18 protein-coding genes and 3 tRNA genes are annotated in these 26213 nt (G+C 70.2%); 11 read left to right on the top strand and 10 right to left on the bottom strand.

The window, feature by feature from the left end:
• Positions 1 to 117 precede the first annotated feature (117 nt).
• From FHU34_RS00390 to FHU34_RS00355, 8 genes are all read right to left on the bottom strand, one after another.
• Positions 118 to 191, bottom strand: a tRNA-Phe gene (locus tag FHU34_RS00390).
• 99 nt (positions 192 to 290) lie between these two features.
• Positions 291 to 364, bottom strand: a tRNA-Asp gene (locus FHU34_RS00385).
• 31 nt (positions 365 to 395) lie between these two features.
• Positions 396 to 468: transfer RNA gene (locus tag FHU34_RS00380), tRNA-Glu, on the bottom strand.
• A gap of 154 nt (positions 469 to 622) precedes the next feature.
• Positions 623 to 1399: a polysaccharide deacetylase family protein gene (locus tag FHU34_RS00375; protein ID WP_145778161.1), complete on the bottom strand. Its 777-nt coding sequence runs from the start codon at positions 1397 to 1399 to the stop codon at positions 623 to 625.
• Positions 1400 to 1474: 75 nt separating this feature from the next.
• Positions 1475 to 2419, bottom strand: a complete 945-nt coding sequence (locus tag FHU34_RS00370) for a MerR family transcriptional regulator (RefSeq protein WP_145778160.1) — start codon at positions 2417 to 2419, stop codon at positions 1475 to 1477.
• Positions 2409 to 3026, bottom strand: a complete 618-nt coding sequence (idi, locus tag FHU34_RS00365) for an isopentenyl-diphosphate Delta-isomerase (RefSeq protein WP_145778159.1) — start codon at positions 3024 to 3026, stop codon at positions 2409 to 2411. The genes FHU34_RS00370 and idi overlap by 11 nt, the downstream gene beginning before the upstream one ends.
• Positions 3023 to 4504, bottom strand: a complete 1482-nt coding sequence (crtI, locus tag FHU34_RS00360; RefSeq protein WP_145778158.1) for a phytoene desaturase family protein — start codon at positions 4502 to 4504, stop codon at positions 3023 to 3025. Before crtI ends, idi begins: the two co-directional genes overlap by 4 nt.
• Before the next feature lie 28 nt (positions 4505 to 4532).
• Positions 4533 to 5675 carry a polyprenyl synthetase family protein gene (locus tag FHU34_RS00355; RefSeq protein ID WP_145778157.1) on the bottom strand — a complete coding sequence of 381 codons (1143 nt, stop codon included), beginning with the start codon at positions 5673 to 5675 and terminating at the stop codon, positions 4533 to 4535.
• 64 nt (positions 5676 to 5739) lie between these two features.
• Between FHU34_RS00355 and FHU34_RS00350 the strand changes: the two genes are divergently transcribed.
• Positions 5740 to 6663 carry a phytoene/squalene synthase family protein gene (locus tag FHU34_RS00350; protein WP_145778156.1) on the top strand — a complete coding sequence of 308 codons (924 nt, stop codon included), beginning with the start codon at positions 5740 to 5742 and terminating at the stop codon, positions 6661 to 6663.
• A complete protein-coding gene (locus tag FHU34_RS00345) occupies positions 6660 to 7985 on the top strand; it encodes a cryptochrome/photolyase family protein (protein ID WP_145778155.1) in 1326 nt (441 codons plus the stop codon). The genes FHU34_RS00350 and FHU34_RS00345 overlap by 4 nt, the downstream gene beginning before the upstream one ends.
• Before the next feature lie 6 nt (positions 7986 to 7991).
• On the opposite strand, the gene FHU34_RS00340 is transcribed toward FHU34_RS00345, so the two are convergent.
• Positions 7992 to 9056 (bottom strand): serine hydrolase domain-containing protein, encoded by a 1065-nt coding sequence (locus tag FHU34_RS00340; RefSeq protein WP_145778154.1) that lies wholly within the window; start codon positions 9054 to 9056, stop codon positions 7992 to 7994.
• A 91-nt stretch (positions 9057 to 9147) separates the two neighbouring features.
• Between FHU34_RS00340 and FHU34_RS00335 the strand changes: the two genes are divergently transcribed.
• From FHU34_RS00335 to FHU34_RS00300, 8 genes are all read left to right on the top strand, one after another.
• Positions 9148 to 10623, top strand: a complete 1476-nt coding sequence (locus tag FHU34_RS00335; protein ID WP_145778153.1) for a dihydrolipoyl dehydrogenase family protein — start codon at positions 9148 to 9150, stop codon at positions 10621 to 10623.
• A gap of 386 nt (positions 10624 to 11009) precedes the next feature.
• Positions 11010 to 12014 carry a LacI family DNA-binding transcriptional regulator gene (locus FHU34_RS00330; protein ID WP_145778152.1) on the top strand — a complete coding sequence of 335 codons (1005 nt, stop codon included), beginning with the start codon at positions 11010 to 11012 and terminating at the stop codon, positions 12012 to 12014.
• Positions 12015 to 12346: 332 nt separating this feature from the next.
• Positions 12347 to 13726: an ABC transporter substrate-binding protein gene (locus tag FHU34_RS00325; protein ID WP_145778151.1), complete on the top strand. Its 1380-nt coding sequence runs from the start codon at positions 12347 to 12349 to the stop codon at positions 13724 to 13726.
• Between the two features lie 90 nt (positions 13727 to 13816).
• Positions 13817 to 14773 (top strand): carbohydrate ABC transporter permease, encoded by a 957-nt coding sequence (locus FHU34_RS00320; protein WP_145778150.1) that lies wholly within the window; start codon positions 13817 to 13819, stop codon positions 14771 to 14773.
• A 12-nt stretch (positions 14774 to 14785) separates the two neighbouring features.
• Positions 14786 to 15673 (top strand): carbohydrate ABC transporter permease, encoded by an 888-nt coding sequence (locus FHU34_RS00315; RefSeq protein ID WP_145778149.1) that lies wholly within the window; start codon positions 14786 to 14788, stop codon positions 15671 to 15673.
• 101 nt (positions 15674 to 15774) lie between these two features.
• Positions 15775 to 17412 carry a glycoside hydrolase family 13 protein gene (locus FHU34_RS00310; RefSeq protein ID WP_145778148.1) on the top strand — a complete coding sequence of 546 codons (1638 nt, stop codon included), beginning with the start codon at positions 15775 to 15777 and terminating at the stop codon, positions 17410 to 17412.
• Between the two features lie 135 nt (positions 17413 to 17547).
• Positions 17548 to 20421, top strand: coding sequence for a galactose-binding domain-containing protein (locus tag FHU34_RS00305; RefSeq protein ID WP_145778147.1), 2874 nt, complete (start codon positions 17548 to 17550; stop codon positions 20419 to 20421).
• Between the two features lie 187 nt (positions 20422 to 20608).
• Positions 20609 to 24295, top strand: coding sequence for a galactose-binding domain-containing protein (locus FHU34_RS00300; protein WP_145778146.1), 3687 nt, complete (start codon positions 20609 to 20611; stop codon positions 24293 to 24295).
• A 1-nt stretch (position 24296) separates the two neighbouring features.
• Here the strand turns inward: FHU34_RS00300 and FHU34_RS00295 are convergent, their stop codons facing one another.
• The gene (locus tag FHU34_RS00295) at positions 24297 to 25097 is read right to left on the bottom strand and encodes a crotonase/enoyl-CoA hydratase family protein (RefSeq protein WP_145778145.1); all 801 of its coding nucleotides are present in this window, start codon (positions 25095 to 25097) and stop codon (positions 24297 to 24299) included.
• A gap of 167 nt (positions 25098 to 25264) precedes the next feature.
• Here FHU34_RS00295 and FHU34_RS00290 point away from each other — a divergent pair, with 167 nt between their 5' ends.
• A complete protein-coding gene (locus tag FHU34_RS00290; protein ID WP_145778144.1) occupies positions 25265 to 26119 on the top strand; it encodes a Rieske (2Fe-2S) protein in 855 nt (284 codons plus the stop codon).
• The last annotated feature ends 94 nt before the right edge of the window (positions 26120 to 26213 follow it).

The following is a 26213-nucleotide window of genomic DNA, read 5'->3' as shown; positions in this document are numbered from 1 at the left end:
GATCACGCGGAAACTGGACGCCGTGGGCGGGAGGGGGTGCCAGTACCGGCGGAAACAGCAAGATCCCCACCTGCGTATTCGCTGGTGGGGACCTCTGTAGCCCGGCGAAAGGCTATGTGGCCAGGGGCGGGGTCGAACCGCCGACCTTCCGATTTTCAGTCGGACGCTCGTACCAACTGAGCTACCTGGCCGTGTCGCTCGGCTCATGCTACCCGGCTACCGGATGAACCGGTGGCAGGGCGACCTGCTCCGATACGCAGAACGCCGCGCGGGGCGCGGCGTCAGCGCTGCGGTCCTGACGGGACTTGAACCCGCGACCTCCGCCTTGACAGGGCGGCGAGCACTCCAACTGCTCCACAGGACCTAGCTTGTGTTGCTCCGGCTTGCGCCGGTCGTGCCCCCAACGGGATTCGAACCCGTGCTACCGCCTTGAAAGGGCGGCGTCCTGGGCCGCTAGACGATGAGGGCGGCCCCGCCATCATTGCACACTCGCAACTTCAAGCGGACTTGCTCCCATCCGGCCCCGCCGGAGGCTTCGAAAGCATACGTGATGCCTGGTCGGTCGACAAAATCGGTATCGGCAAGGGCTGGCAATGAGGCATAACAGCAGGTCAAAGGTGGTCTAGCGGAGTTTGGTGATGCCGAAGCGCTTCTTCAGGTCGGCGATCAGGTGAGGGCAGGCGGCGAGCGTCGCGGCCCGGTTGCCGCCCCCGTCGTGCAGCAACACGATGGCGCCGGGGCGGGCGGCGGCGTGGATGCGCTTGCCGATCGTGGCGGCGTTGGGCTTGTCCCAGTCCTGCGGATCCACCGACCAGTGCAGCGGGTGCATGCCGAGACCCTTCGCGACGTCCAGCACCTCCGAGGTCCACCGGCCGCCCGGCTGCCGGTAGAACGGCACCTTGGCGCCGGGAGCCGCCTTCTGGATGGCCTTGTTGGTGCGGGCCAGGTCGGCCTGGATCTCCTCGACCGGCCGCCGGGCCAGATCGAGATCGTGTCGCCAGCTGTGGTTGCAGAGCTGGTGCCCCTCGCGGACGATCCGCCGGACCAGGTCCGGGTGACGCTGCACCTCACGGCCGACCACGCAGAAGGTGGCGGTCACCTTGGCGGCCCGCAGTTGGTCGAGCACCTTGGGTGTCCAGGCCGGGTTGGGCCCGTCGTCGAAGGTGAGGACCACGGGGCGTTCGCCGGTGTTGCGTCGCAGGCCGGCCGGGAGCTTCGCCGGCAGCGGACGCAGCGGAGGCTTGGGCGGCTTGCTGACCGTCGGCTGCGGTGACGGTGACGTGCTCGGCGTCACCGGCTGCGGCCCACTGGCGGGCGCGATGGTGCGTTCCGGCTGCGCACAGCCGGACAGGACCAGCGCCACGGCGAGGACGGACGCCAGGAAGGCGCGGGCTTGCATCTGCTGGCTCCCGGGGGGTCGGGGTAGGCGGACCCGCCCGACGGTAGTTCACGCGCTCAGCGGGCGACAGTGCGATCAGTCACGCGTCGACTGGTCCAGGGAGTCACGGACGGCGGCGGCAAGCGAGACCGCCTCGGCCAGGTCCACCGGCCGGACGACCCCGGCGGGCAGGGTGTCGGCTCGCCAGCCGGGGCCGGCGGCGAGCGCCAGCAACGGGCGGCGTGGTGCGGCGAGCAACGCGCTGAGCTGGGCCGGGTCGGCGGTGGCGCGGGTGTGGGACCAGAGCACCACGGCAGCCGGTCCGGTCCGGTTGACCGCCTCGACCAGAGCAGCCGCCGGCACCCGGGCGCCGAGCATCCGGTAGCTGACCCCGGCTTCCGCGAGAGCCGCGGCCAACGCCTCCAGCGGCAGGGTGTGCTGCTCCTCGTCGGCGCAGGAGAGCAGGATGCGGGCCGGGCCGGTGGGCACCCGGGCTCGACTGGCTGCCGCGAGGGCCTCCGAGACGCAGCGGGACACCAGGTGTTCCACCTCGATCAGGCCAGTGGTTGCGGCGTGGCGTTCGCCGATGCCGGCGAGCACCGGACGCAGCAGGCCCTCCCAGGTGGCGACGACCCCGCTGGTGGCCAGGGCGTGCGCGATCGTCTCGCTGATCGCCGCCGCGTCCAGACGCATGGCGGCGCGGGCCAACCCACGGGCTGCCGGCCCGGCACGCCCCACCGGGATGCCTCCACCGCCGTCGCGGCTGGGCGGCTGGATGCGGCGGGGAGCGGCGGTGCCGTTGGGTGACGAGTCAGGTGCCTGGCGGGCCCAGCGGGCCGCCTCGGCAGGGCTCACCCCCTCGGCGGTGAGCCGTCGCATGATTTCGAGACGGGCCAGATCGGCCGGTGTGTAGCGGCGATGGTGACCGGGGACGTGTTCACTGGGCCCGAGCCCGTAGCGCTGGTGCCAGGTGCGAAGGGTCGTGACCGCGACCCCCAGCCGGCGTGCGACCGCACCCGCGCTCAGCGCCTCATCGACCACCCGACCGCTCCGCCGTGTCGTCCGCCGATCCGGGCGGGATCACGGCCAGGCCGGGTGCGCCGGAGGTGGACCCCGAGGGGCGCAACAGCCGGTTCACCACCCCGCCCAGCCAGGGCGCGTACGACCGGGGGTCGCGTTCCAGCTCGGTCTCCAGTGCGCTCGGGTCGGCCCACCGCAGCTCGGCCACCTCGTCCGGGTCCGGCAGCAGCGGAGCGGAGGGGAGGAAGTTACCCCGCAGCACGTGGTCGTACTCGAATTCGACCCGACCGGTCGCCGGGTCCTCGGCGTAGTAGACGTAGACGCCGACCTCGGTCAGTTCGACCGGGCCCGCGCCCAACTCCTCGCGAAGGCGCCGGTTGGCGGCCTCGGCGAGCGACTCGCCCGGACGGGGATGGCCGCAGCAGGAGTTGGCCCAGCGCAGCGGGAACCGGGTCTTGACGGCGGCCCGGCGCTGGAGCAGCACCTGACCGTCCGGGTCCACCAGCAGCACCGAGAAGGCCCGGTGGAGCTGCCCCGGCGGCTGGTGCGCGGCGGAGACTGTCGTCTCGCCGTGCGCCTCGCCGGTCTCGTCGACCAGTTCGACGAGGTGCCCCTCGCGACTACTCATCGGCCTTCCCCGGTGATCCGGCCGGCGGCGAGCTTGCCGGAGATGAGCACCATCGGCACGCCGACCCCGGGCTGTGTCCCGGAGCCGACGAAGACCACGTTCGACAGCTCGCGGTGCAGGTTCGACGGACGGAACGGGCCGGTCTGGAAGAGGGTGTGGGCGGCGGCGAACGGCGTGCCCGCGGCCATGCCCTGCTCCTCCCACTCGGCCGGGGTGATCGCCCGCAGCACCTCGACGCCGGCGCCGAAGCCGACGTAGCCGCGCTCCTCCAACGTGCCGATCAGCTGGTCGCTGTAGCGCTGGGTCAGGTCGCCGCGCCACTCGAACGGAGCCCGGTGCAGGTTGGGCACGGGGGCGAGCACGTAGTAGGTGTGCCGGTCCGCGGGGGCCACCGACGGGTCGGTCCGGCTCGGATTGGTCACCAGCAGCGACGGGTCGGTCATCAACTCACCCCGCCGGATGACCTCATCGAAGGTGCCCTTCCACGCGCGTCCGAAGTGGATGTTGTGATGGGCGATCTTGTCATATGCCTGTCGGGAGCCGACGTGCAGAACGACGCAGGACGGTGAGTAGGTGAGCCGCCGTGCCGGAGCGGCCGGGAGCAGGTCCCGGTAGGCGACCGGCAGGTCGGGGTTGAGCACCACCACGTCCGCCCTGATCAGTTCGCCGTCCGCGGTGAGCACACCTGTGGCTCGGCCGTTCGCGGTCTCCACCCGGGTCACAGTGGTGTCGTACCGGATCTGCACGCCGTGCTTCTCGGCCGCGCCGGCCATCGCCCTGGAGACCGCGTGGATGCCGCCGCGCGGGAAGTAGACCCCGGCCACCGAGTCGAGGTACGCGATGACCGTGTAGATGGCCAGCGCGTCGTGCGGCGCGAGGCCGGCGTACATCGCCTGGAAGGAGAAGATCCGCTGGGTACGCGGGTCCCGGAAGAATTGGTTGATCTTTGTTTGGAGACGCCGGAACGCCCCACCGGCGAGCAACTTGAGCAGGTTGCCGGTGAGAAGGTCGGTCGGCGCGTCCAGGTTGCGCTCGATGAAGTCGGCCCGCTCCAGACGCCACAGCTCCCGCGCGTAGTCGACGAAGCGCAGGTAACCATCGGCCTCACGCGGCCCGCAGGCCCGGGAGATCTCGGCGGCCATCCGTGTGGTGTCGGTGAGCACGTCGAGGGTCGAGCCGTCCGGGTAGTACGCCCGGTAGGCAGGGTCGAGCGGGGTCAGGTCGAGCCAGTCGCGCAACTCCTCACCTACCGCACCGAGCGCCTCGGCGATCAGGTCGGGCATGGTGAGCACGGTCGGGCCGGTGTCGAACTCGTAGCCGTCCACGGCCAGTCGACCGGCGCGCCCGCCGGGCACCGGCTCGCGTTCCAGCACTGTCACCTGCCGGCCGCTGCCGGCGAGGTGCAGCGCGCAGGCGAGCCCACCCAGCCCGGCCCCGACGACCACCACCCGGTCCGTCCGTCCTGTCACCGTCCGCACGTGACCACCTCCTCGCTCAAGTCGCTCATCAGGCCCGCCGGTTGGTGGCGGCGGTGGCCAGCCCGGTCAGCGCGGTCCGCGCCGTCCGGTCCACGGGTGCGGCGTCGAGCGCCGCCAGCGCGTCACTCACCCGCTCGGCGATCATCCGCTCCACCCGGGTCACGGCACCGGTTTCCACGACCAGCTCGGCGAGGCGGTCGACCGGCCCGTCGGCGGCCCGCTCCAGCGCCCGGAGCTGCGCCGGCGTGGCCAGCTCCCGGGCCAGCATGAGCAGGGTGGTCGGCTTGCCGGTGCGGAGGTCGTCACCCGCCGGCTTGCCGGTGGCGGCCGGGTCGCCGTAGACGCCGAGCAGGTCGTCGCGGAGCTGGAACGCCTCGCCGACGGCCAGGCCGTAACGGGTGTACGCGGAGACCAGCGGATCGTCGTGGGGGATGCCGGCCAGGCAGGCCCCGAAGAGCAGTGGTCGCTGCACGGTGTAGCTGGCGGTCTTGTAGCGGGCTACCCGCAGCGCCCGGTCGACCGACCAGTTGGCCGGGTCGTTCTCGCCGAGCACGTCGAGATACTGCCCGGCGACCGTCTCCACCCGCATCTGGTCATAGCAGCGGCGAACCTCGAACAGTCGGGCCGACGGCACCGTGGCCTGGGCCAGCAGGCGATCGGCCCAGACCATGCAGAGGTCACCGATGAGCACGGCGACCGCCTCACCGAACCGGCTGGGATCACCTCGGTGGCCGGCGGCGACGTGTTGTTCGGCGAGCGCGACGTGCGCGGTGGGGCGGCCTCGGCGGGTGGTGGACGCGTCCATCACGTCGTCGTGGACCAGGGCGAAGGTGTGCAGCAGCTCCAGCGCGGCCAGCGCGGGCAGCACGGGGGGCAGTGCCTCGACGCCGCCGACCGCACCGCGCCACCCCCAGTAGGCGAACGTGGACCGGATCCGTTTGCCGCCGACGAGGACGGCGTCCCGCGCGGCTGCGGCGAAGCGGCCCATCGACGTGTCGATCTCGGCGAGGGTGTCGACCTCGGCGGTGAGGAACGTGCTCAGGGTCTCGTGCACCGCCGCGATCAGGTCCTGGGTGTACGCGGCCAGGACGGCGCGGACCGGATCGTCCCCGTCCCCTGGCCCCGTCGGCGCCACGCGGGTCGCGTTGCCCGCAACTGCGTCGTTGGCCATGCGGCTGAGCGTACCCTAGGCTACGAGTTGCGTCGATTGGTGCGTCGATAATTGAGGAGGGCCGGTGGATACTGATCTCACCGCTGCCTATGACCGGTGCCGTGAGCTGCACAAACGCCACGGCCGCACCTACTATCTCGCCACCCGACTGCTCCCCGCTTGGAAACGACGACATGTGCATGCCCTCTACGGGTTCACCCGGTACGCGGACGAGATCGTGGACCGCACCGAGGACCTTCCCCAGGGCGAGCGGGCTGCCCTCCTGGACGACTGGGCCAGCCGTTTCATGTCCGGCCTGCACGGTGCCCCCGTCGACGACCCGTTGCTGCCGGCCGTCCTGCACACGATCGCCGTCTTCGATCTCGACCGGGACGACTTTGCGTCGTTTCTGAAGAGCATGGCGATGGACCTGACAGTCACCGCGTACCCGACGTACGACCACCTGCTCGACTACATGGAGGGTTCGGCGGCGGTGATCGGCACGATGATGCTGCCGATCCTGGGCAGCTCCGACCCGGTGGCGGCGCGGGAGCCGGCGCGGCAGCTCGGCTTCGCCTTCCAGCTCACCAACTTCATCCGGGACGTCGCCGAGGACCTCGACCGGGGCCGCACCTACCTGCCGGACGAGGACCTGGCGAAGTTCGGTGTGACCCGCGAGGAGCTGGCCGAGGCCAGCTCCCGGGGCCGCGGCACGCAGCGGACCCGGGAGCTGATCGAGTACGAGGTGACCCGCGCCCAGGCGCACTACGCCGCCGCCGCTCCGGGCATCACCATGCTGGCGCCCGCCTCACAGGCCTGCATGCGCACCGCGTACGCCCTGTACGGCGGGATCCTCGACGAGGTGGCCGCGCAGGGCTACGACGTCTTCGCCCGCCGGGCCCTGGTGCCGCAGCGGCGGCGGATGGCGGTCGCCGCCCGTGCCCTGCTCACCTCGACCGGTACGCCGGTCACCATCCCCGGGCCGACGGTCCAACCGGAGACCCGGTGACCGCGAGCACCGCGATCGTGCTCCTCACCCGCGACCTGCGGGTGCACGACCACCCGGCGCTGGCCACCACCTGCGCGGCCTTCGACCAGGTGGTGCCGCTGTACGTCCTCGACCCCACCCTGGCCGACCTGTCGGCCAACCGCACCCGGTTCCTGCACCAGGCGCTCGCCGAGCTGCGCGTCGAACTGCGCGAGCGCGGCGGCGACCTGGTGGTACGGCACGGTGACCCGGTGGCCGAGACGATCCGGCTGGCCGGCGAGGTGGGTGCCACCGCCGTCGCGCTCTCCGCCGACGTCAGCCACTACGCGCGCCGTCGGGAGCGGCGGTTACGCGCCGAGTGCGACCAGCATCGGCTGCACCTGCGACTGTTTCCCGGGCTGACAGTGGTCGAGCCGGGTGCCCTCCAGCCCGGTGGCGGGGGCGACCACTACCGGGTGTTCAGCCCGTACCACAGGTCCTGGGCCGCCCGGCAGTGGCGCGAGGAGTTGGCCGCACCGGACCGGGTGGCGCTGCCCGGCGGTGTGCGGGTGGGCGGTCTACCGAAGCCGCCGCCGGGAGACTCGCCGGACGCCGCGGTCGGCGGCGAACGGGCTGCCCGCCAGCGGCTCACCGACTGGCTGCCCGACCTGCACCGGTACGACGACCAGCACGACGACATGGCTGGCGACGACACGTCCCGGCTCAGCCCGTACCTGCGGTTCGGTTGCGTGTCCCCACTGGCGGTGGCCAACCGCGCCGGCGACCGGTCCGGGCCGTTCGTCCGGCAGCTCTGCTGGCGGGACTTCTACTACCAGGTCACCGCCGCGTTCCCGGACATCTCCACCTCGGCGTACCGGCGGGGCGCCACCGAGCAGTGGCGCTACGACGACGACGCGTTGGCGGCCTGGACCGAGGGGCGGACCGGGATGCCCATCGTCGATGCCGGGATGCGGCAGATGCGTACGCAGGGCTGGATGCACAACCGGGCCCGCCTGATCACCGCCGGCTACCTGACCAAGCACCTCGGGCAGGACTGGCGACCCGGGGTGGCGGTCTTCTTCCGCTGGCTGCTCGACGGGGACGTGGCCAACAACTCCGGCAACTGGCAGTGGGTCGCCGGCACCGGCAACGACACCAAGCCGTACCGGGGGTTCAACCCGGTCCGGCAGGCCGAGCGGTACGACCCGGACGGCGACTACGTACGCCGGTGGGTGCCGGAGCTGGCGGAGGTGCAGGGCAAGGCCATCCACCAACCGTGGCGACTGCCCGAGGCGCTCCGCCGGACGCTCGACTATCCGCCGCCGCTCTCGGTGCCCGGCACCGACCCCGTCTGGCTGCGCTGACCCGCGTCAGAGGCAGGAGTGCAGCACCTCGACCAGCTCGTCCACCCGGTCGTGCTCGGCCAGGTGCGCCGTGGCGTACGCGAAGGCGTAGCCGCGCTCCGGGTCGGCCCACGCGCTGCTGCCGCCGATACCGCCCATGCCCCAACTACCGTCCGGCTCCCACTGCATGCCGAGCGTCCACCGGACCTGGCGGTCCAGCAGCAGGTCCGGCCCGTCGTACTGGACCCGGGTCGCCTCCGCCACCAGCTCCGGGCTGAACAACCGGACCCCGTCCAGGGCGCCACCGGCGAGCAGACCGCCGTAGAGCCGGGCCAGGCCGGACGCGGTGGCGTGCAGGTTGACCGCGGGCATCTCGGCAGCCCGCCAGAGCGGGCTGTTCAACACGGCCAGGTCCAGCCCGCCGGACGGGTTGCCCAACGCGCGCGCCCGCAGTGACCCCGGCTCGCCGAGCTTCCGAGTCGGCCACTGCGGGTCGCCGTAGCGCATCTGCGCGCAACGGCGTTGGTCCGCGTCGGCCAGCCCGAAACCGAGGTCGAGCTGCCACCGGTCGGCGATCTCCTCGGCCAGGAACCGGCCCACCGATCGCCCGTCGACCCGCCGGACCAGCTCGCCCACCAGGTGCCCGTACGTCCAGGCGTGCTCCGCGGCCACCGAGCCCGGTGCCCACTCGGGGTCGGCCGCGGCCAGGTCGTTGGTGAGCAGCGCCCAGTCGGCGACCGCGGTGGCCGGCCGGGGCACCGGGAAGGCCGGGAGCCCGGCGGTGTGCGACAAGACCTGACGCACGGTGGCCGGCGTGCGGAACTCCGGCCAGTGCCTGTCGACCGGCGCGTCGAGGTCGACCTGCCCCCGGTCGACGAGCATCAGCAGGCAGAGTGCGGCCACCGGCTTGCCCACCGAGTAGACGTTGGCGAGCGTGTCCGGTCGCCACCGCTCGGCACCCGTCCGGTGGCCCCCGACCAGGTCGACGACGGGCTGCCCGTCGTACCAGATGACCAGGCCGGCGCCGGTCTCCCGGCCGGAGCTGAGCAGGTCGTGGAAGCAGTCCCGGACCGGGGCGAAGCGTGCGTGCATCCCGACACGGTAGGCGGCCCGGACCGGTGAGCGCGCCGACTTTTCTCCGACCCCGGTGGTTCGGGCGGTGTCGCTGGGGGATGCTGTCCCGGTGGCAGATCCGGAGCTGGTGGATGTGGTCGTGGTGGGGCTCGGGGTTGGCGGCGAGGAGGTGGCCGAACGGCTCGCCGAAGCCGGCCTGAGCGTCGTCGGCGTCGAACGGGACCTGGTCGGCGGGGAGTGCCCGTACTGGGGCTGCATCCCGAGCAAGATGATGATCAGGGCGGCCAACGCTCTCGCCGAGGCTCGCCGTGTCGACGGGCTCGCCGGGACAGCGCAGGTCCAGCCCGACTGGGCGCCGGTGGCGAAGCGGATCCGCGAGGAAGCCACCGACACCTGGGACGACACTGTCGCTGCCGAACGGTTCATCGGCAAGGGCGGCCGGCTCGTTCGGGGCAGTGGCCGTCTCGACGGCCCCCGCCGGGTCCGGGTCGGTGACCAGGTCTTCGAGGCCCGGCACGGGGTGGTGCTGGGCACCGGCACCCGTCCGTCGGTGCCGCCGATCGACGGCCTGGCCGACACGCCGTACTGGACCAACCATCAGGCGATCGAGGTCGAGGAACTGCCGGAGTCGTTGCTGGTGCTCGGCGGCGGCGCGATCGGCCTGGAACTGGCGCAGGTCTTCGCCCGCTTCGGGGTCCGGGTGACGGTGGTGGAGGCGCTCGACCGGGTGCTGGCCGTCGAGGAACCGGAGGCGTCCGAGGTCGCCGCCGCCGCGCTGCGCGCCGACGGCGTGGAGATCCACACCGGGGTACGCGCCGAACGGGTCGAACACGACGGCACAGGGTTCACACTGCGGGGCAGCGGCGGGGCGGCGTACACCGCCGACCGACTGCTGGTGGTGACCGGGCGGAAGGCGCACCTGACCGAGCTGGGGTTGGACACGATCGGCCTGGACGCGAGTCAGCGCTACCTACCGGTCGACGACCGGTTGCACGTCACCGACCACGTCTGGGCGGTCGGTGATCTGACCGGCGAGGGCGCCTTCACGCACATCGCCATGTACCAGGCGGGAATCGTCATCGCCGACATCCTGGCCCGCGCCCGACAGGCACAGGCCGGGGCGGACGCCAGCGGCACGTCGAGCGTGGTCGGCGGCGCGATGGGCGCGTCCAGCTCGCTGGCCGCCAGCGGTTCGAGCGGGTCGGCCGGCACCATCCCCCGCGCCGACTACCGCGCACTGCCCCGGGTGACCTTCACCGACCCCGAGGTCGGCGCTGTCGGGCTCACCGAACGGCAGGCCCGCGATCGCGGCATCAACGTGCAGGTCGGTTTCACCAAGCTGAGCAGCTCGACCCGGGGCTGGATCCACCAGGTCGGCGACGAGGGTTTCATCAAGGTCGTCGCGGATGCCGACCAGGGCGTGCTGATCGGCGCGACCTCGGTCGGCCCGGCCGGCGGCGAGGTGCTGTCCGCGCTGGTGGTGGCGGTGCACGCGGCGGTTCCGCTGAGCCAGCTCCGGCACATGATCTACGCGTACCCGACGTTCCACCGGGCCATCGGGGACGCGCTGCGCGACCTGTCCTGACGACCACCCCGCGCCCCGCGCTCCGCGCCCCGGCCCAAGATCCGCGCAACTTCCCGGATGTTGCTGCCTCCGACGTGCGGGAGACACCAATATCCCTGTTGTTGCGCGGATCTTGGCAGGCAGCGAGCATTCGGCGTCAGCCGGGACACGTCGCGCAAGCACTATGACTCTGAGGCGTATTTATGCCTCAGAGTCATACCGCTCGTGGCGGTGCGCGCGACCGCCGGAGAATGACCCGAGCTGGTGTCGGGCGCCGCGCGGAGTGTCGGGACGGTTCGACCTGGCCGCCCGAATGGTGGCCGATGGGAAGAGTGCGACAGCTGGACAGCAAGCGCAGGGCATTTTGCTGTTCATTTCTTTCATCGTGACGACGTACGATTGCGTCCGTGACCAAGCGGTTGACTGAAGTTGCCAAGAAGGCGGGCGTCAGCGAGGCCACCGTCAGCCGGGTGCTCAACGGCCGTGACGGAGTCTCGGAGGCGACCCGGACCGCGGTGCTGACCGCGCTTGACGTGCTCGGCTACGAGCGACCTACCAAGCTACGTGGCGAACGCGCCCGGCTGGTCGGGCTGGTGCTGCCCGAGTTGCAGAACCCGATCTTCCCGGCGTTGGCCGAGGTCGTCACCGGGACGCTCGCCCAGCGCGGCTACACCCCGGCTCTCTGCGCACGGACCATCGGTGGTGTCTCCGAAATGGACTACGTGGAGATGCTCCTCGACCACCAGGTCTCCGGGGTGATCTTCGCCGGTGGTTCGTACGCGCTCGCGGACGCCCGGCACGACCACTACCGTCGGCTGACCGATCGGGGTCTTCCGGTCGTGCTCGTCAACGCGGGTGTGGACGAGCTGGGTTTCCCCCGGGTCTCGACTGACGACGCGGTGGCGGTGGAGCAGGCCTACGGGCACCTGCGCTCGCTGGGGCACGAGCGCATCGGGATGGTGCTCGGTCCGGAGGGGCACGTGCCGTCACGCCGCAAACTGGACGCGATGACCCGGGCCGCCGGCTGGGGCGAGGGCGACGCCGAGTGCGTCGAACGTTCCAGCTTCTCGATGGAGGGGGCGCGGGTCGCCGCGACGAAACTGGTCGAGCGTGGCGTCACCGGCATCATCTGTGCCAGCGACGTACTGGCGTTGGGCACGATCCGTGCGGCCCGGCGGCTGGGTCGCTCGGTGCCGACCGACATTTCGGTGGTGGGCTTCGACGACTCCGCGTTCATGACCTGCACCGACCCGCCGTTGACCACGGTCCGGCAGCCGATCGAGACGATGGGGCAGGCTGCCGTCGACCTGCTGGTCACCCAGATCGAAGGTGCCGGTGTGCTCCAGGACGAGCTGCTGTTCGAGCCTGAGTTGGTGGTACGCGGCTCGACCGCTCCCGCCCCTGGTCGCTAGGGACCGCACCAAACGAGCCTTCCGGCCGTCGACCGCCCACGCGGTCGGCGGCCGTTTTCGTGTTGCTCACAGTGAACTTCATCGAATCGATTGAATGACCCGTCATAAAGGAGCAAAGGGCGATATTCCCGGCTGCTTTCAGCCTCTTGCCGATATCTGTCGTCATCACGTCGTGTCCTTTCGTCTCAGGGTCGACACCTTGCTGAAATGAGTCGGCCTCGCTACAGTGACTCCACTCACACCTGGCTCCGGCGCAGCTACTGGGCGTCAGGTCGCATCACCGCAGATCAGCGAAGGTCATTGGAGACACCCGTTCCCGAAGGGATGGACAGATGTCCGTACCGCAATACCGAAAGGCTGCGGCGGTCGCGCTCGTGGCCGGCCTGGGGCTCAGCCTCACGGCGTGCTCCACGAAGAGTGACGACAAGGGCGCGACCGCCGGCGGCAAGGTCACCATCACTGTCGACTGCCAGCCGGTCGGTGCCCAGAAAGAGCTGCTGAAGAACTGGAACGACGATGTCGCCGAGTTCCAGAAGCAGAACCCGGACATCGTCATCAAGAGCGTCAGCGTCGGCGAGCAGTGCAACAACCCGCCGGACTTCACCGCCCGGCTGGCCGGCGGCACCGTGACCGACGTGTTCTACGGGTACATGACCGATCTCCAGCAGGTGCTCGACTCCGGTCAGGCGATGGACATCAGCCAGCACGTCAACAAGGACGCGATCCCGACCTGGGACAGCGTCGACCCGGCGCTCAAGGAGGTCTTCACCGACGGCGGCAAGCTCTACGCCGTTCCGGTGAAGAACTACTCGATGGGCCTGGTCTACAACAAGGTCCTGTTCCAGCAGGCCGGGCTGGACGTGAACAACCCGCCCAAGACCTGGGCCGACGTCCGGGCCGCCGCCAAGAAGATCTCCGCGCTCGGCAACGGCATCGCCGGCTACTCCGAGTACAGCGCCGGCAACACCGGCGGCTGGCACTTCACCTCCCTGCTCTACTCGCAGGGCGGCCGGGTGCTCAGCGAGGACGGCAAGAAGGCCGACTTCAACAACCCCATGGGCAAGCAGGTTCTGCAGAACCTCAAGGACATGCGGTACGGCGACAACAGCATGGGCGCCCGTCAGCTGCTCCAGTGGGGCGACCTGCTGACGAACGCCGGCGCTGGCAAGGTCGGCATGTTCATCGGAGCGCCGGACGCCACCCAGGCCATCGTCAGCCAGTTCCAGGGCAAGTTCCAGGACTGGGCGATGGCTCCGCTGCCCGGCCAGGACGGCGCGGCGAAGGGGACGCTCGGCGGTGGCGAGGGCTACTTCTTCAAGAAGGACCTCACTCCCGAGCAGGTCAAGGCCGGTCTGAAGTGGATTGCGTACCAGAAGCTCACCCCGGGCAAGGGCCAGTTCGACTACGTCCGGGCCAAGCCGCAGAACTACCCGGTGGGTCTGCCCCAGCCGCTGCTCTTCGCCAACGGGAGTGACGCGCAGAAGCAGGAGCTGGAGCTGCGTAAGGCGAACGCGAACGTCGACACGGCGAACTTCGCGCTCTTCGAGGCGACCCCGGTCCCGATCAAGGGTGAGCCGCGCAACGCCCAGGCGGTCTACGCGGTGCTCGACGCCGCGATGTCCGGTGTGCTGACCAACCCGAACTCGAACATCGACGCACTGCTCAAGACCGCCGAGGAGAAGGTCAACCAGCTCCTCGCCGCGGAGAGCTGACCGAGCGTGTGGGGGCCGGGACGCCGACCCGGCCCCCACACACCACACCCGCAGCGCATCTCGACGTCACCGACTCACCCAGGAGTTGCCTTGGCGATCACCACCGTCCCGGAGACCCCCAGGAAACCGGGCCGCCCGCCGTCGCCGTACTCGGCGAGGCCGCAGCGCACGAGCCTCGGCCGCAAGGTACGGGACAACCTCACCGGTCACGCGTTCCTGATCGGGGCGGTGCTCTGCTTCGTCGTCTTCTCCTGGTACCCGATGGTCCGCGGCATCGTCATGAGCTTCCAGCGCACCCGGCGCGGCGAGACCACGTGGGTGGGCTGGGACAACTACTCCCGCATCCTCGCCGACCCGAGCTTCTGGCCGGCCTGGCAGAACACGCTCTACTTCACGCTGCTCGCGCTCGTCTTCGGGTACGCGGTGCCGTTCTTCGTGGCGGTCCTGCTCAACGAGTTCCGGCACGCCAAGGGATACCTGCGGATCCTGGTCTACCTGCCGGTGATGCTGCCGCCGGCCTCGGCGCTGTACCTCTTCAAGTTCTACGCCTACGACCCCAGCGAGGCGGGTCTCTTCAACGCGATCCTGAAGGCGCTGCACCTGCCCACCTCGCAGTGGATGCAGTCACCCGAGATGACGATGCCGGCCATGGTGCTCGCGTCGACCTGGATGAACATGGGCGGCGCGGTGCTGATCTACCTGGCGTCGTTGCAGAACATCCCCGGTGAGCTCTACGAGGCCGCCGAGCTCGACGGCGCCGGCATCTGGAAGCGCATCCGCCACGTGACGATCCCGCAGACCCGGTTGATCCTCGCGCTGCTGGCGATGATCCAGATCGTCGCCACCATGCAGCTCTTCATCGAGCCGCTAATCCTCGCCAACGGCGCGGGCGCGGAGGACTCCGCGACGTCGGTGGCGTACCTCATCTACCAGCACGGCTTCTTCCAGAACGATCTCAACGGCGCCGCGGCGCTCGGCGTGCTCATGCTCGTGGTGCTGGCCGGCTTCTCCGCCGCCTACCTGCGGCTGAGCGCGAAACAGGACTAGGACGGGCGAGACATGGCACAGGACTCCGGCACCCGGACCCTCATCTCTCACGCGCAACTCCGCCGTGGGCGCGGCCGGTTCATCTACTGGACCCTGCTCACCGTCGTCGTCGTGGGCTTCACCCTCGTCTTCCTCGGGCCGCTCTACTGGATGGTCACCGGCGCGCTGAAGTCCGGTCAGGAGATCGCGCAGAGCCCGCCCTCGCTGTTCCCGAAGGACCCGCAGCCGCAGAACTACATCGACGCGTGGAACAACCTGGACCTCGCCAAGCTGCTGTTCAACACGTTCTACTACGCGGCCGGCGCGGTGCTGTTCCAACTCGTCCTCGACACCGCCGCCGCGTACTCGCTGTCGAAACTTCGACCGGTCTTCGGCAACGTGATTCTCGCCCTGATGCTGGGAACGCTGATGATCCCGGCGATGGTGCTCATCGTTCCGCAGTACGTGACGGTGATCGACCTGCCGATCCTGCACATCAACCTGCTCGACTCACCGTTCGCCATCTGGCTGCCCCTGGTCGCCAACGCCTTCAACATCTTCCTGTTGAAGCGGTTCTTCGACTCGATTCCGGAGGAGTTGATGGCCGCCGCCCTGATGGACGGGGCGTCGTCGCTGCGCACGCTGTGGTCGATCATCCTGCCGTTGTCGCGCCCCATCCTCGGCGTCGTCTCGATCTTCGCCGTGACGGCGGTGTGGAAGGACTTCCTCTGGCCCAAGCTGGTCATGCCGTCGCCGGAGACCCGGACGGTGAGCGTCGGCATCTACGCCTTCGCCGGCGGCACGCCGATGAACGTGGTGATCGCCGCCTCGGTCATCGCGGCGATCCCGACAGTCATCATCTTCCTGATCTTCCAACGGAACATCATGTCCGGTCTGACCACGGGCAGCATCAAGGGATAGCCACGACCGCAACACCCCGCGCGGCGAACAACGACCGTTCGTCCGACACACATACAGGTCCGGCGAACCCGCCGACGTACTGACCCAGAAAGCAGGTGCTCGTGTCCACAGCAGACAGCAGTCCGTGGTGGCGTGGAGCGGTGATCTACCAGGTGTATCCCCGGAGCTTCGCCGACGGCAACGGCGACGGCATCGGCGACATCGCCGGCATCCGGTCCCGGCTGGATCACCTGTCCGCGCTCGGCGTCGACGCCATCTGGTTCAGCCCGTGGTACCCCTCGCCGATGGCGGACGCCGGCTACGACGTGTCCGACTACCGCGACATCGACCCGGTCTTCGGCTCCCTCGTCGAGGTGGAGGCGTTGATCGCCGAGGCGCACGCGGTGGGCATCCGGACCATCGTCGACGTGGTGCCGAACCACTGCTCCGACGCGCACCCCTGGTTCCAGGCGGCACTCGCCGGCGGGCCCGACGCGCCCGAGCGGGACCTGTTCTGGTTCCGGCCCGGCCGGGGCCCCAACGGTGACCAGCGGCCCACCGACTGGGTGGGCGAGTTCGGCGGCGAGACCTGGACCCGCACCACCAACCCGGACGGCACCCCCGGCGACTGGTACCTGCACCTCTTCGCCCCGCAGCAGCCGGACTTCAACTGGGACCACCCCCGGGTGCGGGCGGAGTTCGAGGACATCCTGCGGTTCTGGTTCGACCGGGGTGTGGACGGCATCCGGATCGACTCGGCCGGGTTGCTGGTCAAGGACGGGACGCTGCCCGAGGTCCACCCGGACCAGCCGCACCCGTTCCACGACCTCGACGGCGTGCACGACATCTACCGGGGCTGGCGTCGGGTCGCCGACGAGTACGACGACCGCGCGCTTATCGGTGAGGTGTGGCTGCCGGACCGGCAGCGGTTCGCCAACTACCTGCGCCCGGACGAGCTGCACGCCGCGTTCAACTTCGACTTCCTGGGCTGCGCCTGGGACGCCTCCGCCCTGCGGGAGAGCATCGACGGGACGCTGAGCGCGCACGCGCCGGTCAACGCGCCGGCCACCTGGGTCCTCTCCAACCACGACGTCACCCGCCACGTCACCCGCTACGGTCGGGCCGACACCAGGTTCAGCTTCGCGGCCAAGCGCGAGGGCATCCCCACCGACCTGGAGCTGGGCACCCGCCGGGCCCGGGCCGCCGCGCTGCTCTCGCTGTCGCTGCCCGGTGCCGCCTACGTCTACCAGGGCGAGGAGCTGGGCCTCTACGAGGTCGAGGACATCCCGTACGCGCTGCGTCAGGACCCGATGTGGGAACGGTCCGGTCGAGTCGACCCGGGCCGGGACGGTTGTCGCGTACCCCTGCCGTGGGCTGGCGACGAGCCGCCGTTCGAGTTCAGCCCGGCCGGTGCCGCGGCGCCCTGGCTGCCCCAGCCGGCCGACTGGAAGGACCGGACGGCCAGCGCGCAGACCGGCGACTCGGCTTCGATGCTGGAGCTGTACCGGGCCGCGATCCAGGCCCGGCGGGCCGACCCGGCGCTCGGCGACGGGGAGCTGACCTGGTTGCCCGCCCCGGACGGGGTGCTGGCGTTCAGCCGTGGTGGCGGCTTCGTCTGCGTCGTCAACCTGTCCACCGCGCCGGTGCCGATGCCAGCTCAGGGGGAGTTGTTGCTGGCCAGCGGGCCGCTCGACGACGGGTTGCTGCCGTCCGACACCGCGGTCTGGCTGCGTACCGCCACGGCGGCTGACCTGACCTGATCCTGCTCCCCGTGGTGCCGGCGACCCGTCCCGGCCGCCGGCACCACGCCACCCGAACGGAAGGAGGAACGAGGGGGACGCGCCGCACCGACACGGGGGGATCTGGCCTGCCTGACGAAAGGGAGAGCGCAGCTCATGGCCAACCACACCACCGGCACGCCGCACCACCTTCGACACCCGACCCGGGCAGGGTTGGCCGCCATTGCCGCCGCCCTGCTCGCCGCCACCTCGTTGACTGCTCTCGCGGTCACCGGCACCGCAACCCCTGCCTCGGCGGCCGGGCTGTCCCCCTTCGACATCCCCAACCGGGGCGCCACAGTGCCGTTCGTCGAGCACGAGGCGGAGAAGGTCGCCCACAACGGCACGAAGATCGGCCCGGACCGGCGCTACGGCACGCTGCCGTCCGAGGCGTCCGGTCGTGAGGCGGTCACCCTCGACGCCGTCGGCGAGTACGTCGAGTTCACCCTCACCGCCCCGGCGAACGCTGTCACCTTCCGGTACAGCCTGCCGGACAACCCGGCCGGCACCGGCCGGGACGCCACCATCGACCTGCGGGCCAACGGCAACCTGCTGAAGTCGGTCCCGGTCACGTCGAAGTACGGCTGGTACTACGGCGGCTACCCGTTCAACAACAACCCGGGCGACACCAACCCGCACCACTTCTACGACGAGACCCGGGCGCTGTTCGGCAGCACCCAGCCGGCCGGCACGAAGATCCGGCTCCAGGTCTCCTCGACCGCCCAGTCGCCCACCTTCACCATCGACCTGGCCGACTTCGAGCTGGTCGCGCCGATCGCCAAGCCCTCCGGTGTCATCGACGTGGTCACCGACTTCGGCGCGGACCCGAGCGGCGCGACCGACTCGACGGCGAAGTTCCAGGCAGCTGTCGACGCCGGTAAGGCCCAGGGCCGGGCGGTGTGGATCCCGACCGGCACGTTCACCCTCTGGGACCACGTGGTGGTCGACGGGGTGACACTGCGTGGCGCCGGTCCCTGGTATTCGGTGCTCGGCGGCCGACACCCCACCGAGCGGAACCGGTCCGTCGGCATCTACGGCAAGTACGTCCCCGGTGGCGGCTACACCGGGCCGGTCCGCGCGCACGAGGCGAACGGGCCCAGCCGCAACGTCACGCTGCGGGACTTCGCCATCATCGGCGACATCCGCGAGCGGGTCGACGACGACCAGGTGAACGCGCTGGGCGGGGCGATGACCAACTCGGTGGTCGACAACCTGTGGCTGGAGAACACCAAGGTCGGGGCGTGGATGGACGGCCCGATGGACAACTTCACCATCCGCAACAGCCGGATCCTGGACCAGACCGCGGACGGGGTGAACTTCCACACCGGCGTGACCAACTCGACGGTCACCAACACGTTCGTCCGCAACACGGGCGACGACGCGTTGGCGATGTGGGCGCAGAGCGTGCCGAACGTCAACAACTCCTTCACCCACAACACCATCGGCGTGACGCTGCTGGCGAACCACCTGGTCAGCTACGGCGGTCGGGACATCAAGATCACCGACAACGTGACGGCCGACTCGCTGACCAACGGCGGCGGCATCCACGTCGCGAACCGCTATCCGGGTGTGCAGGGCGACACCGCGGTCCGGGGCACCTGGACGATCGCCCGCAACACGTTGATCCGCAACGGCAACTCGGACTACAACTGGAACTTCGGTGTCGGGGCGATCTGGTTCTCCGCCCTCAACGAGTCGTTCCAGCAGGCCACCATCAACATCACCGACACCGACATCCTGGACAGCTCGTACGCGGCGCTGCACTGGATCGAGGGCCAGACCAGCGGGATCAACCTCTCCAACGTGCGGATCGACGGCGCCGGCACGTACGCGCTCCAGGTGCAGGCACCCAGCCAGGTGTCCTTCACCAACGTGCGGGCCACCAACATCGCGCAGAGCAACCCGATGCACAACTGCGTGGGCGGTGGCTTCCAGATCACCCAGGGCTCCGGCAACTCCGGCTGGTACACCCCGACCCCGTACTGCGGCCCGTGGCCGAACCCGCAGTGGGGTGGCGGACCCACCTCGCCGCCACCGACCACCACCCCGCCGCCGACCACGCCGCCCCCGACCACGCCGCCCCCGACCGGCGGGAACCTGGCGCTGGGCCGGTCGACGACCGCTACCAGCACCAACCAGAACTACGTGGCGGGCAACGTGGTGGACGGCAACGCGGCCAGCTACTGGGAGAGCGCCAACAACGCATTCCCGCAGTCGGTCACCATCGACCTGGGCGCGTCCCGGTCCGTCGACCGGGTGGTGCTCAAGCTGCCCAGCGGTTGGGAGCAACGCACCCAGACGCTCTCGGTGCTCGGGTCCACCGATGGGTCGTCGTACTCCACGCTGGCGTCGTCCGCCGGTCGGGTCTTCGCCCCCGGCTCGGGCAACGCCGTGTCGATCGGGCTGCCCTCCGGTGACCGCCGCTACCTCCGGGTCACCGTCACCGGCAACACCGGCTGGCCGGCCGCGCAACTCTCCGAGGTCGAGGTGTACGGCGGCACGACCACCACACCACCGCCGACCACCACCCCGCCCCCGACCACCCCGCCACCCACGACCACCCCGCCACCCAGCGGCAACCTCGCGGCCGGGCGATCGGTCACCGAGACCAGCCACTCCGACGTGTACGTCGCCGCCAACACTGTGGACGGCAACGCGAACACCTACTGGGAGAGCGCCAACAACGCGTTCCCGCAGTCGCTGACGGTGGACCTGGGCGCCGAACGGTCGGTGTCCCGGGTCGTGCTGAAACTTCCCCCGTCGTCGGCCTGGCAGACCCGTACGCAGACGCTGTCGGTGCTCGGCTCCACAAACGGCTCGACGTTCACCACTGTGAAGGCGTCCGCGGGCTACACCTTCAACCCGGCCAGCGGCAACACGGCCACCGTGACCTTCACGGCGACCAACCAGCGGTACCTGCGACTGACCGTCACCGGCAACAGCGGCTGGCCGGCAGGTCAGCTCAGCGAGTTCGAGGTCTATTCCAGCTAGAGCCGGTGGCCCCGTCCGACCGGGGCGGGGCCACCGGTCCGGGGCGGTTCGACGCAACGCGGCGTCGGCCGTCCAGCCCGCCCCAACCGCACCGTCCCCCACCTGTCGCGGAACGACGGGCGTACCCCTGCACCCGTCACCGGGCAACGCACCCCACACCCACCCCCGAAAGAGGTGTAGCGACCCCATGTCCAGCAACGGCACCAGACGAGGCACGCCGCCACCCGGCGCGCCCAATCCCGTCCCCCGCACCGGACACCGGCGGCTACTGGCCGGCGTGCTCGCCGGGATGCTCCTCGCCACCGCCCCGGTCGCCATCCCCGCGGCGAGCGCGGCACCGGCAGTCGACGCGTCGGCGGCCGCCGCGCGGGTGGCCATGCTCGCCGGGCTCTCCGCCACCATGACCGCCAGCAGCTACAACCAGAACTACGTGGCGGGCAACGCCAACGACGGCAACGCGTCGACCTACTGGGAGAGCGCCAACAACGCGTTCCCGCAGTGGATCCAGGCTGACCTGGGCGCCACTGTCAGCGTGGACCGTGTGGTGCTCAAGCTGCCACCCGCGTCGGACTGGCAGACCCGTACGCAGACGTTGTCGGTGTTGGGTTCGACGAACGGCTCGTCCTTCACCACCCTGAAGGCGTCCGCCGGCTACACCTTCAACCCGAGCAGCGGCAACACCGCGACCGTCAGCTTCACCGCCGCCAGCACCCGCTACGTGCGGGTGCAGGTCACCGGCAACACCGGCTGGCCGGCCGCGCAGTTCTCCGAGGTCGAGGTGTACGGCGCCACCGGCAGCACCGACACCCAGGCCCCGAGTGCCCCCGGCAACCTGGCGTACACCCAGCCGGCCAGCGGGCAGATCCGACTCACCTGGTCGGCGTCGAGCGACAACGTCGGCGTGACCGGCTACGACGTCTACGCCAACGGCGCGCTGCGCGGCAGCGTCAATGGTTCGACGCTCACGTACACCGACAGCCAGGCGGACAGCGCCACGGTGTCGTACTACGTCCGGGCCAAGGACGCGGCCGGCAACCAGTCGGCGAACAGCAACACCGTGACGCGCACCGGCACCGGCAACCCGCCGACCGGGAGCAACCTGGCGATCGGCAAACCGATCACCGCCTCCGGCTTCGTGCACACGTTCGTGGCCACCAACGCCAACGACAACAACGTGGCCACCTACTGGGAGGGCAACGGCAACCCGAGCACGTTGACCGTGCAGCTCGGCGCTAACGCCAGCCTCAGCCAGGTCGTGATCAAGCTGAACCCGGACTCGGCCTGGGGCGCGCGTACGCAGAACATCACAGTGCTCGGCCGGGACCAGGGCTCGTCGAGCTTCACGACCCTCGTCGGTGCGGCGAACTACGCCTTCAACCCGGGCAGCGGCAACACGGTGACCATCCCGGTCTCCGGCGCGGCGGCCGACGTCCGGCTCTCGATCGCCTCGAACACCGGCGCTCCGGCCGGGCAGGTGGCCGAGTTCCAGGTCTTCGGCACCCCGGCGCCGAACCCGGACCTGACAGTGACCGGCATGTCGTTCAGCCCGTCCGCACCGGTGGAGACCAGCACCATCACGCTCTCCGCGACGGTGCGCAACGCTGGCTCGGCGACCTCCGGCGCGACCAACGTCAACTTTTACCTGGGCTCCACCCGGGTCGGCACCGCGTCGGTCGGCAGCCTCGCCGCCGGGGCGTCGACCACCGTCAGCGCCAGCATCGGCACCCGCGACTCGGGCAGCTACCCGCTCAGCGCGAAGGTCGACGAGTCGAACACCGTCGTCGAGCAGGACGACACCAACAACAGCTACACCAACCCCAGCCCGCTGGTCGTCGCCGCGGTCGCCAGCTCCGACCTCGTCGCCTCGGCGGTCGCCTGGTCGCCGGGCAACCCGTCGGCGGGCAACACGGTGACCTTCTCCGTGTCCATCCGCAACGCCGGCAACCAGGCTTCCGCCTCCGGTGCGCACGGCATCACCCTGACCGTGCTCAACGAGTCCGGCACCGTGGTCCGTACCCTGACCGGCTCGTACTCCGGTGTGATCAACGCCGGTGCGACGGTCGGCCCGATCAACCTGGGCACCTGGACCGCCGCGAACGGCAAGTACACCGTCCGGGTGGTGCTCGCCGTGGACGGCAACGAGCTGCCGGTCAAGCAGGCCAACAACACGAGTGACCGCCCGCTCTTCGTGGGGCGCGGCGCGAACATGCCGTACGACATGTACGAGGCCGAGGACGGCGTGGTCGGCGGCGGCGCGGCAGTCGTCGGGCCGAACCGGGAGATCGGCGACCTGGCCGGTGAGGCGTCCGGCCGTCGGGCGGTGACCCTCAACTCGAGCGGCAGCTACGTCGAGTTCACCACCCGGGCCAGCACCAACACGCTGGTCACCCGCTTCTCCATCCCGGATGCACCGGGCGGCGGTGGGATCAACTCGACGCTGAACGTCTACGTCAACGGCACCTTCCACAAGGCCATCGACCTGACGTCCCGGTACGCCTGGCTCTATGGCAACGAGGCCAGCCCGGGCAACTCGCCGAGCGCGGGCGGACCGCGGCACATCTACGACGAAGCCAACGTCATGCTCAACTCCACAGTCCCGGCCGGCAGCAAGATCCGCCTCCAGAAGGACCCGGCCAACACCACCACGTACGCGATCGACTTCATCAACACCGAGCAGGTGGCGCCGATCGCCAACCCGGACCCGGCGCGCTACACCACGCCGACCGGCTTCACCCACCAGGACGTGCAGAACGCCCTGGACCGGGTGCGGATGGACACCACCGGCAACCTGGTCGGGGTGTACCTGCCGGCTGGTAACTACTCCACCTCGTCGAAGTTCCAGGTGTACGGCAAGGCCGTCCAGGTGACCGGCGCCGGACCCTGGTACACCCGGTTCAACGCTCCGTCGGGCCAGGACAACACCGACATCGGCTTCCGGGCTGAGAACTCGGCGGCGAACTCCTCGTTCAAGAACTTCGCCTACTTCGGCAACTACACCTCCCGGATCGACGGTCCGGGCAAGGTGTTCGACTTCGCCAACGTGTCGAACATCGTGATCGACAACATCTGGAACGAGCACATGGTGTGCCTCTACTGGGGCGCGAACACCGACTACATGACGATCAAGAACTCCCGGATCCGGAACATGTTCGCCGACGGCATCAACATGACCAACGGGAGCACCAACAACCTGGTCAGCAACAACGACGCCCGGGCCACCGGCGACGACAGCTTCGCGCTGTTCTCGGCCATCGACGCGGGCGGCGCCGACATGAAGGACAACATCTACGAGAACCTGACCTCGACCCTGACCTGGCGGGCCGCCGGTGTCGCCGTGTACGGCGGCTACGGCAACACGTTCCGCAACATCTACATCGCGGACACGCTTGTCTACTCCGGCATCACCATCAGCTCACTCGACTTCGGCTACCCGATGAACGGCTTCGGCGCCAACCCGCCGACCCGGTTCGAGAACATCTCGATCGTCCGGGCCGGTGGGCACTTCTGGGGTGGGCAGACCTTCCCGGCGATCTGGGTCTTCTCCGCCTCGAAGGTGTTCCAGGGCATCCGGGTCAGCGATGTCGACATCATCGATCCGACCTACAGCGGCATCATGTTCCAGACCAACTACGTCGGTGGGCAGCCGCAGAACCCCATCACCGACACGGTCTTCACGAACGTCTCGATCAGCGGTGCCCGGAAGAGCGGGGACGCCTACGACGCGAAGTCCGGCTTCGCCATCTGGGCGAACCCGATGCCGGAGGCGGGGCAGGGGCCGGCCGTCGGGTCGGTCACCTTCAACAACCTCCGGTTGAGCAACAACGCGGTGGACATCCAGAACCCCACCTCGACGTTCACCATCATCCGCAACTGAGCTAGCCGGTAGCCGACGCCGTCGGGAGGTCCCACCCTCCCGGCGGCGTCGCGCCGTGTCGGCCCTCGCCCGCGGCGAACCGGGCCGCACCGGCCGCCGCGTCAGTGGCCAGCGAATCCATCCCGTACGCCAACTCGGTCGCCAGCGCCTCCGGCTCTCCTCGCCCCGCGCCGGCCAGCATCGCCGCCCGGTCGTTGCGCAGGCAGGTCTGCGGGTGCCAGGCGATCGTCGCCGCCAACTCCTCGGCCGCCGCCCGCGCCTGGCCGGGTGGCACCACCCGATTGACCAACCCCATGGTGTACGCCTCGTCCGCCGACACCGGACGGCCGGTGAGGATCAGGTCCATCGCCCGGCTCTCACCGATCAGCCGGGGCAGCCGGACGGTGCCACCGTCGATCAGCGGCACCCCCCAGCGGCGGCAGAACACCCCGAGCGTCGCGTCGGACTCGGCGACCCGCAGGTCGCACCAGAGCGCCAACTCGAGCCCGCCGGCCACCGCGTACCCGGAGATCGCCGCGATCACCGGCTTGCTCAGCGCCATCCGGGTCGGACCCATCGGCCCGTCTCCCTCCGGCTCCACCCGGTTGCCACTCGGCGTGCCGATCGCCTTCAGGTCCGCCCCGGCGCAGAACGAGCCGCCGGCGCCCCAGAGCACGGCGACCGACGCGTCCGGGTCGGCCTCGAACGCCCGGAAGGCGTCGGCAAGCGCCCGAGCGGTCGGCCCGTCGACGGCGTTGCGAGCAGCCGCCCGATCCAGCACGACCGTCGTCACCGGCCCGGAACGCTCCACCCGCACACCCATCGGCTCAGCATGCCCGCGTCGCCCGGCACCCACAATCCCGGTCGATCTTGCGGCTTCGGCCGGAGGTCGCCCCTGGATCGCCGAGCCGCAACGACAAGATCGCGCTGAGTGACAGTTTTGTCGCCCGAGACCGGTTTGCGACCCCCTTCGCCGGGAAGTCGGTACGGGTGCGAGCACTTTTGACGAAAGTTGAGCAGGCATCCAGGCTGGACCGGACGGGTGACCGGTTGCAGCGAGTCGTCCTCGGCACGCTGCGTCCGCGCCGGCTGCGGGACCTGCTGCACGGGGTGACCATCGGGCACCCACTACACCCGGCGATGGTGCAGGTGCCGGTCGGCGCGTGGATCAGCGCCGCGGTCCTGGACCTGATGCCCGGGCAACGCCGACCCGCCACCATGCTGGTCGGCCTGGGCACCGTCAGCGCCGTGCCGGCGGCGATCGCCGGGCTGAACGACTGGGCGGCGCTCGCCCGGGACCAGCGCCGCGTCGGCCTGGTGCACGCCGCCGCCAACACCGTCGGCCTGACGCTGTACGCCGGTTCGTTGGCCGCCCGGATGTCCGGCCGGCACGGCGTCGGTCGAGCTCTCGGCTTCCTCGGCCTCTCCACCGTCAGCCTCGGGGCGTACATCGGGGGTCACCTCGCGTACAAGCAGGGGGCGCAGGTCAACCAGAGCATCTCCGAGTTGCGCCGGATGACCGACGGCTGGCACTCGCTCGTCGACATGGCGACGCTGCCGCAGCGCACCCTGATCACCCGGGAGGTGGACGACGACATCTCGGTGATCCTCTACCGGCACGGTGACGAGGTGACCGTGATGTTGGAGCGCTGCCCGCACCAGAGCGGGCCCCTCGGCGAGGGCGAGGTGCAGGAGATCGACGGTCACGCCTGTGTGGTCTGCCCGTGGCACGGCAGCGCGTTCCGCCTCAACGGCGGCGAGGTCGTGCAGGGGCCGTCCGGCAACGACCAGCAGATCCTGCCCACCCGGATCGAGAACGGTGTGCTCCAGACCCGCCTGCCCTGACGGCTTTCGCTCTCCGAACACCTCGCCCCGGGGCCCGCTGCGAGGGTCGTCGGGTGACGGAGACATCTGATCGCGCCGGGTTCCGATCGGGTCG

The organism is Micromonospora taraxaci, assembly GCF_007830095.1.
Classification (GTDB): domain Bacteria; phylum Actinomycetota; class Actinomycetes; order Mycobacteriales; family Micromonosporaceae; genus Micromonospora; species Micromonospora taraxaci.
This window is presented reverse-complemented; position numbering and strand designations above follow the sequence as displayed.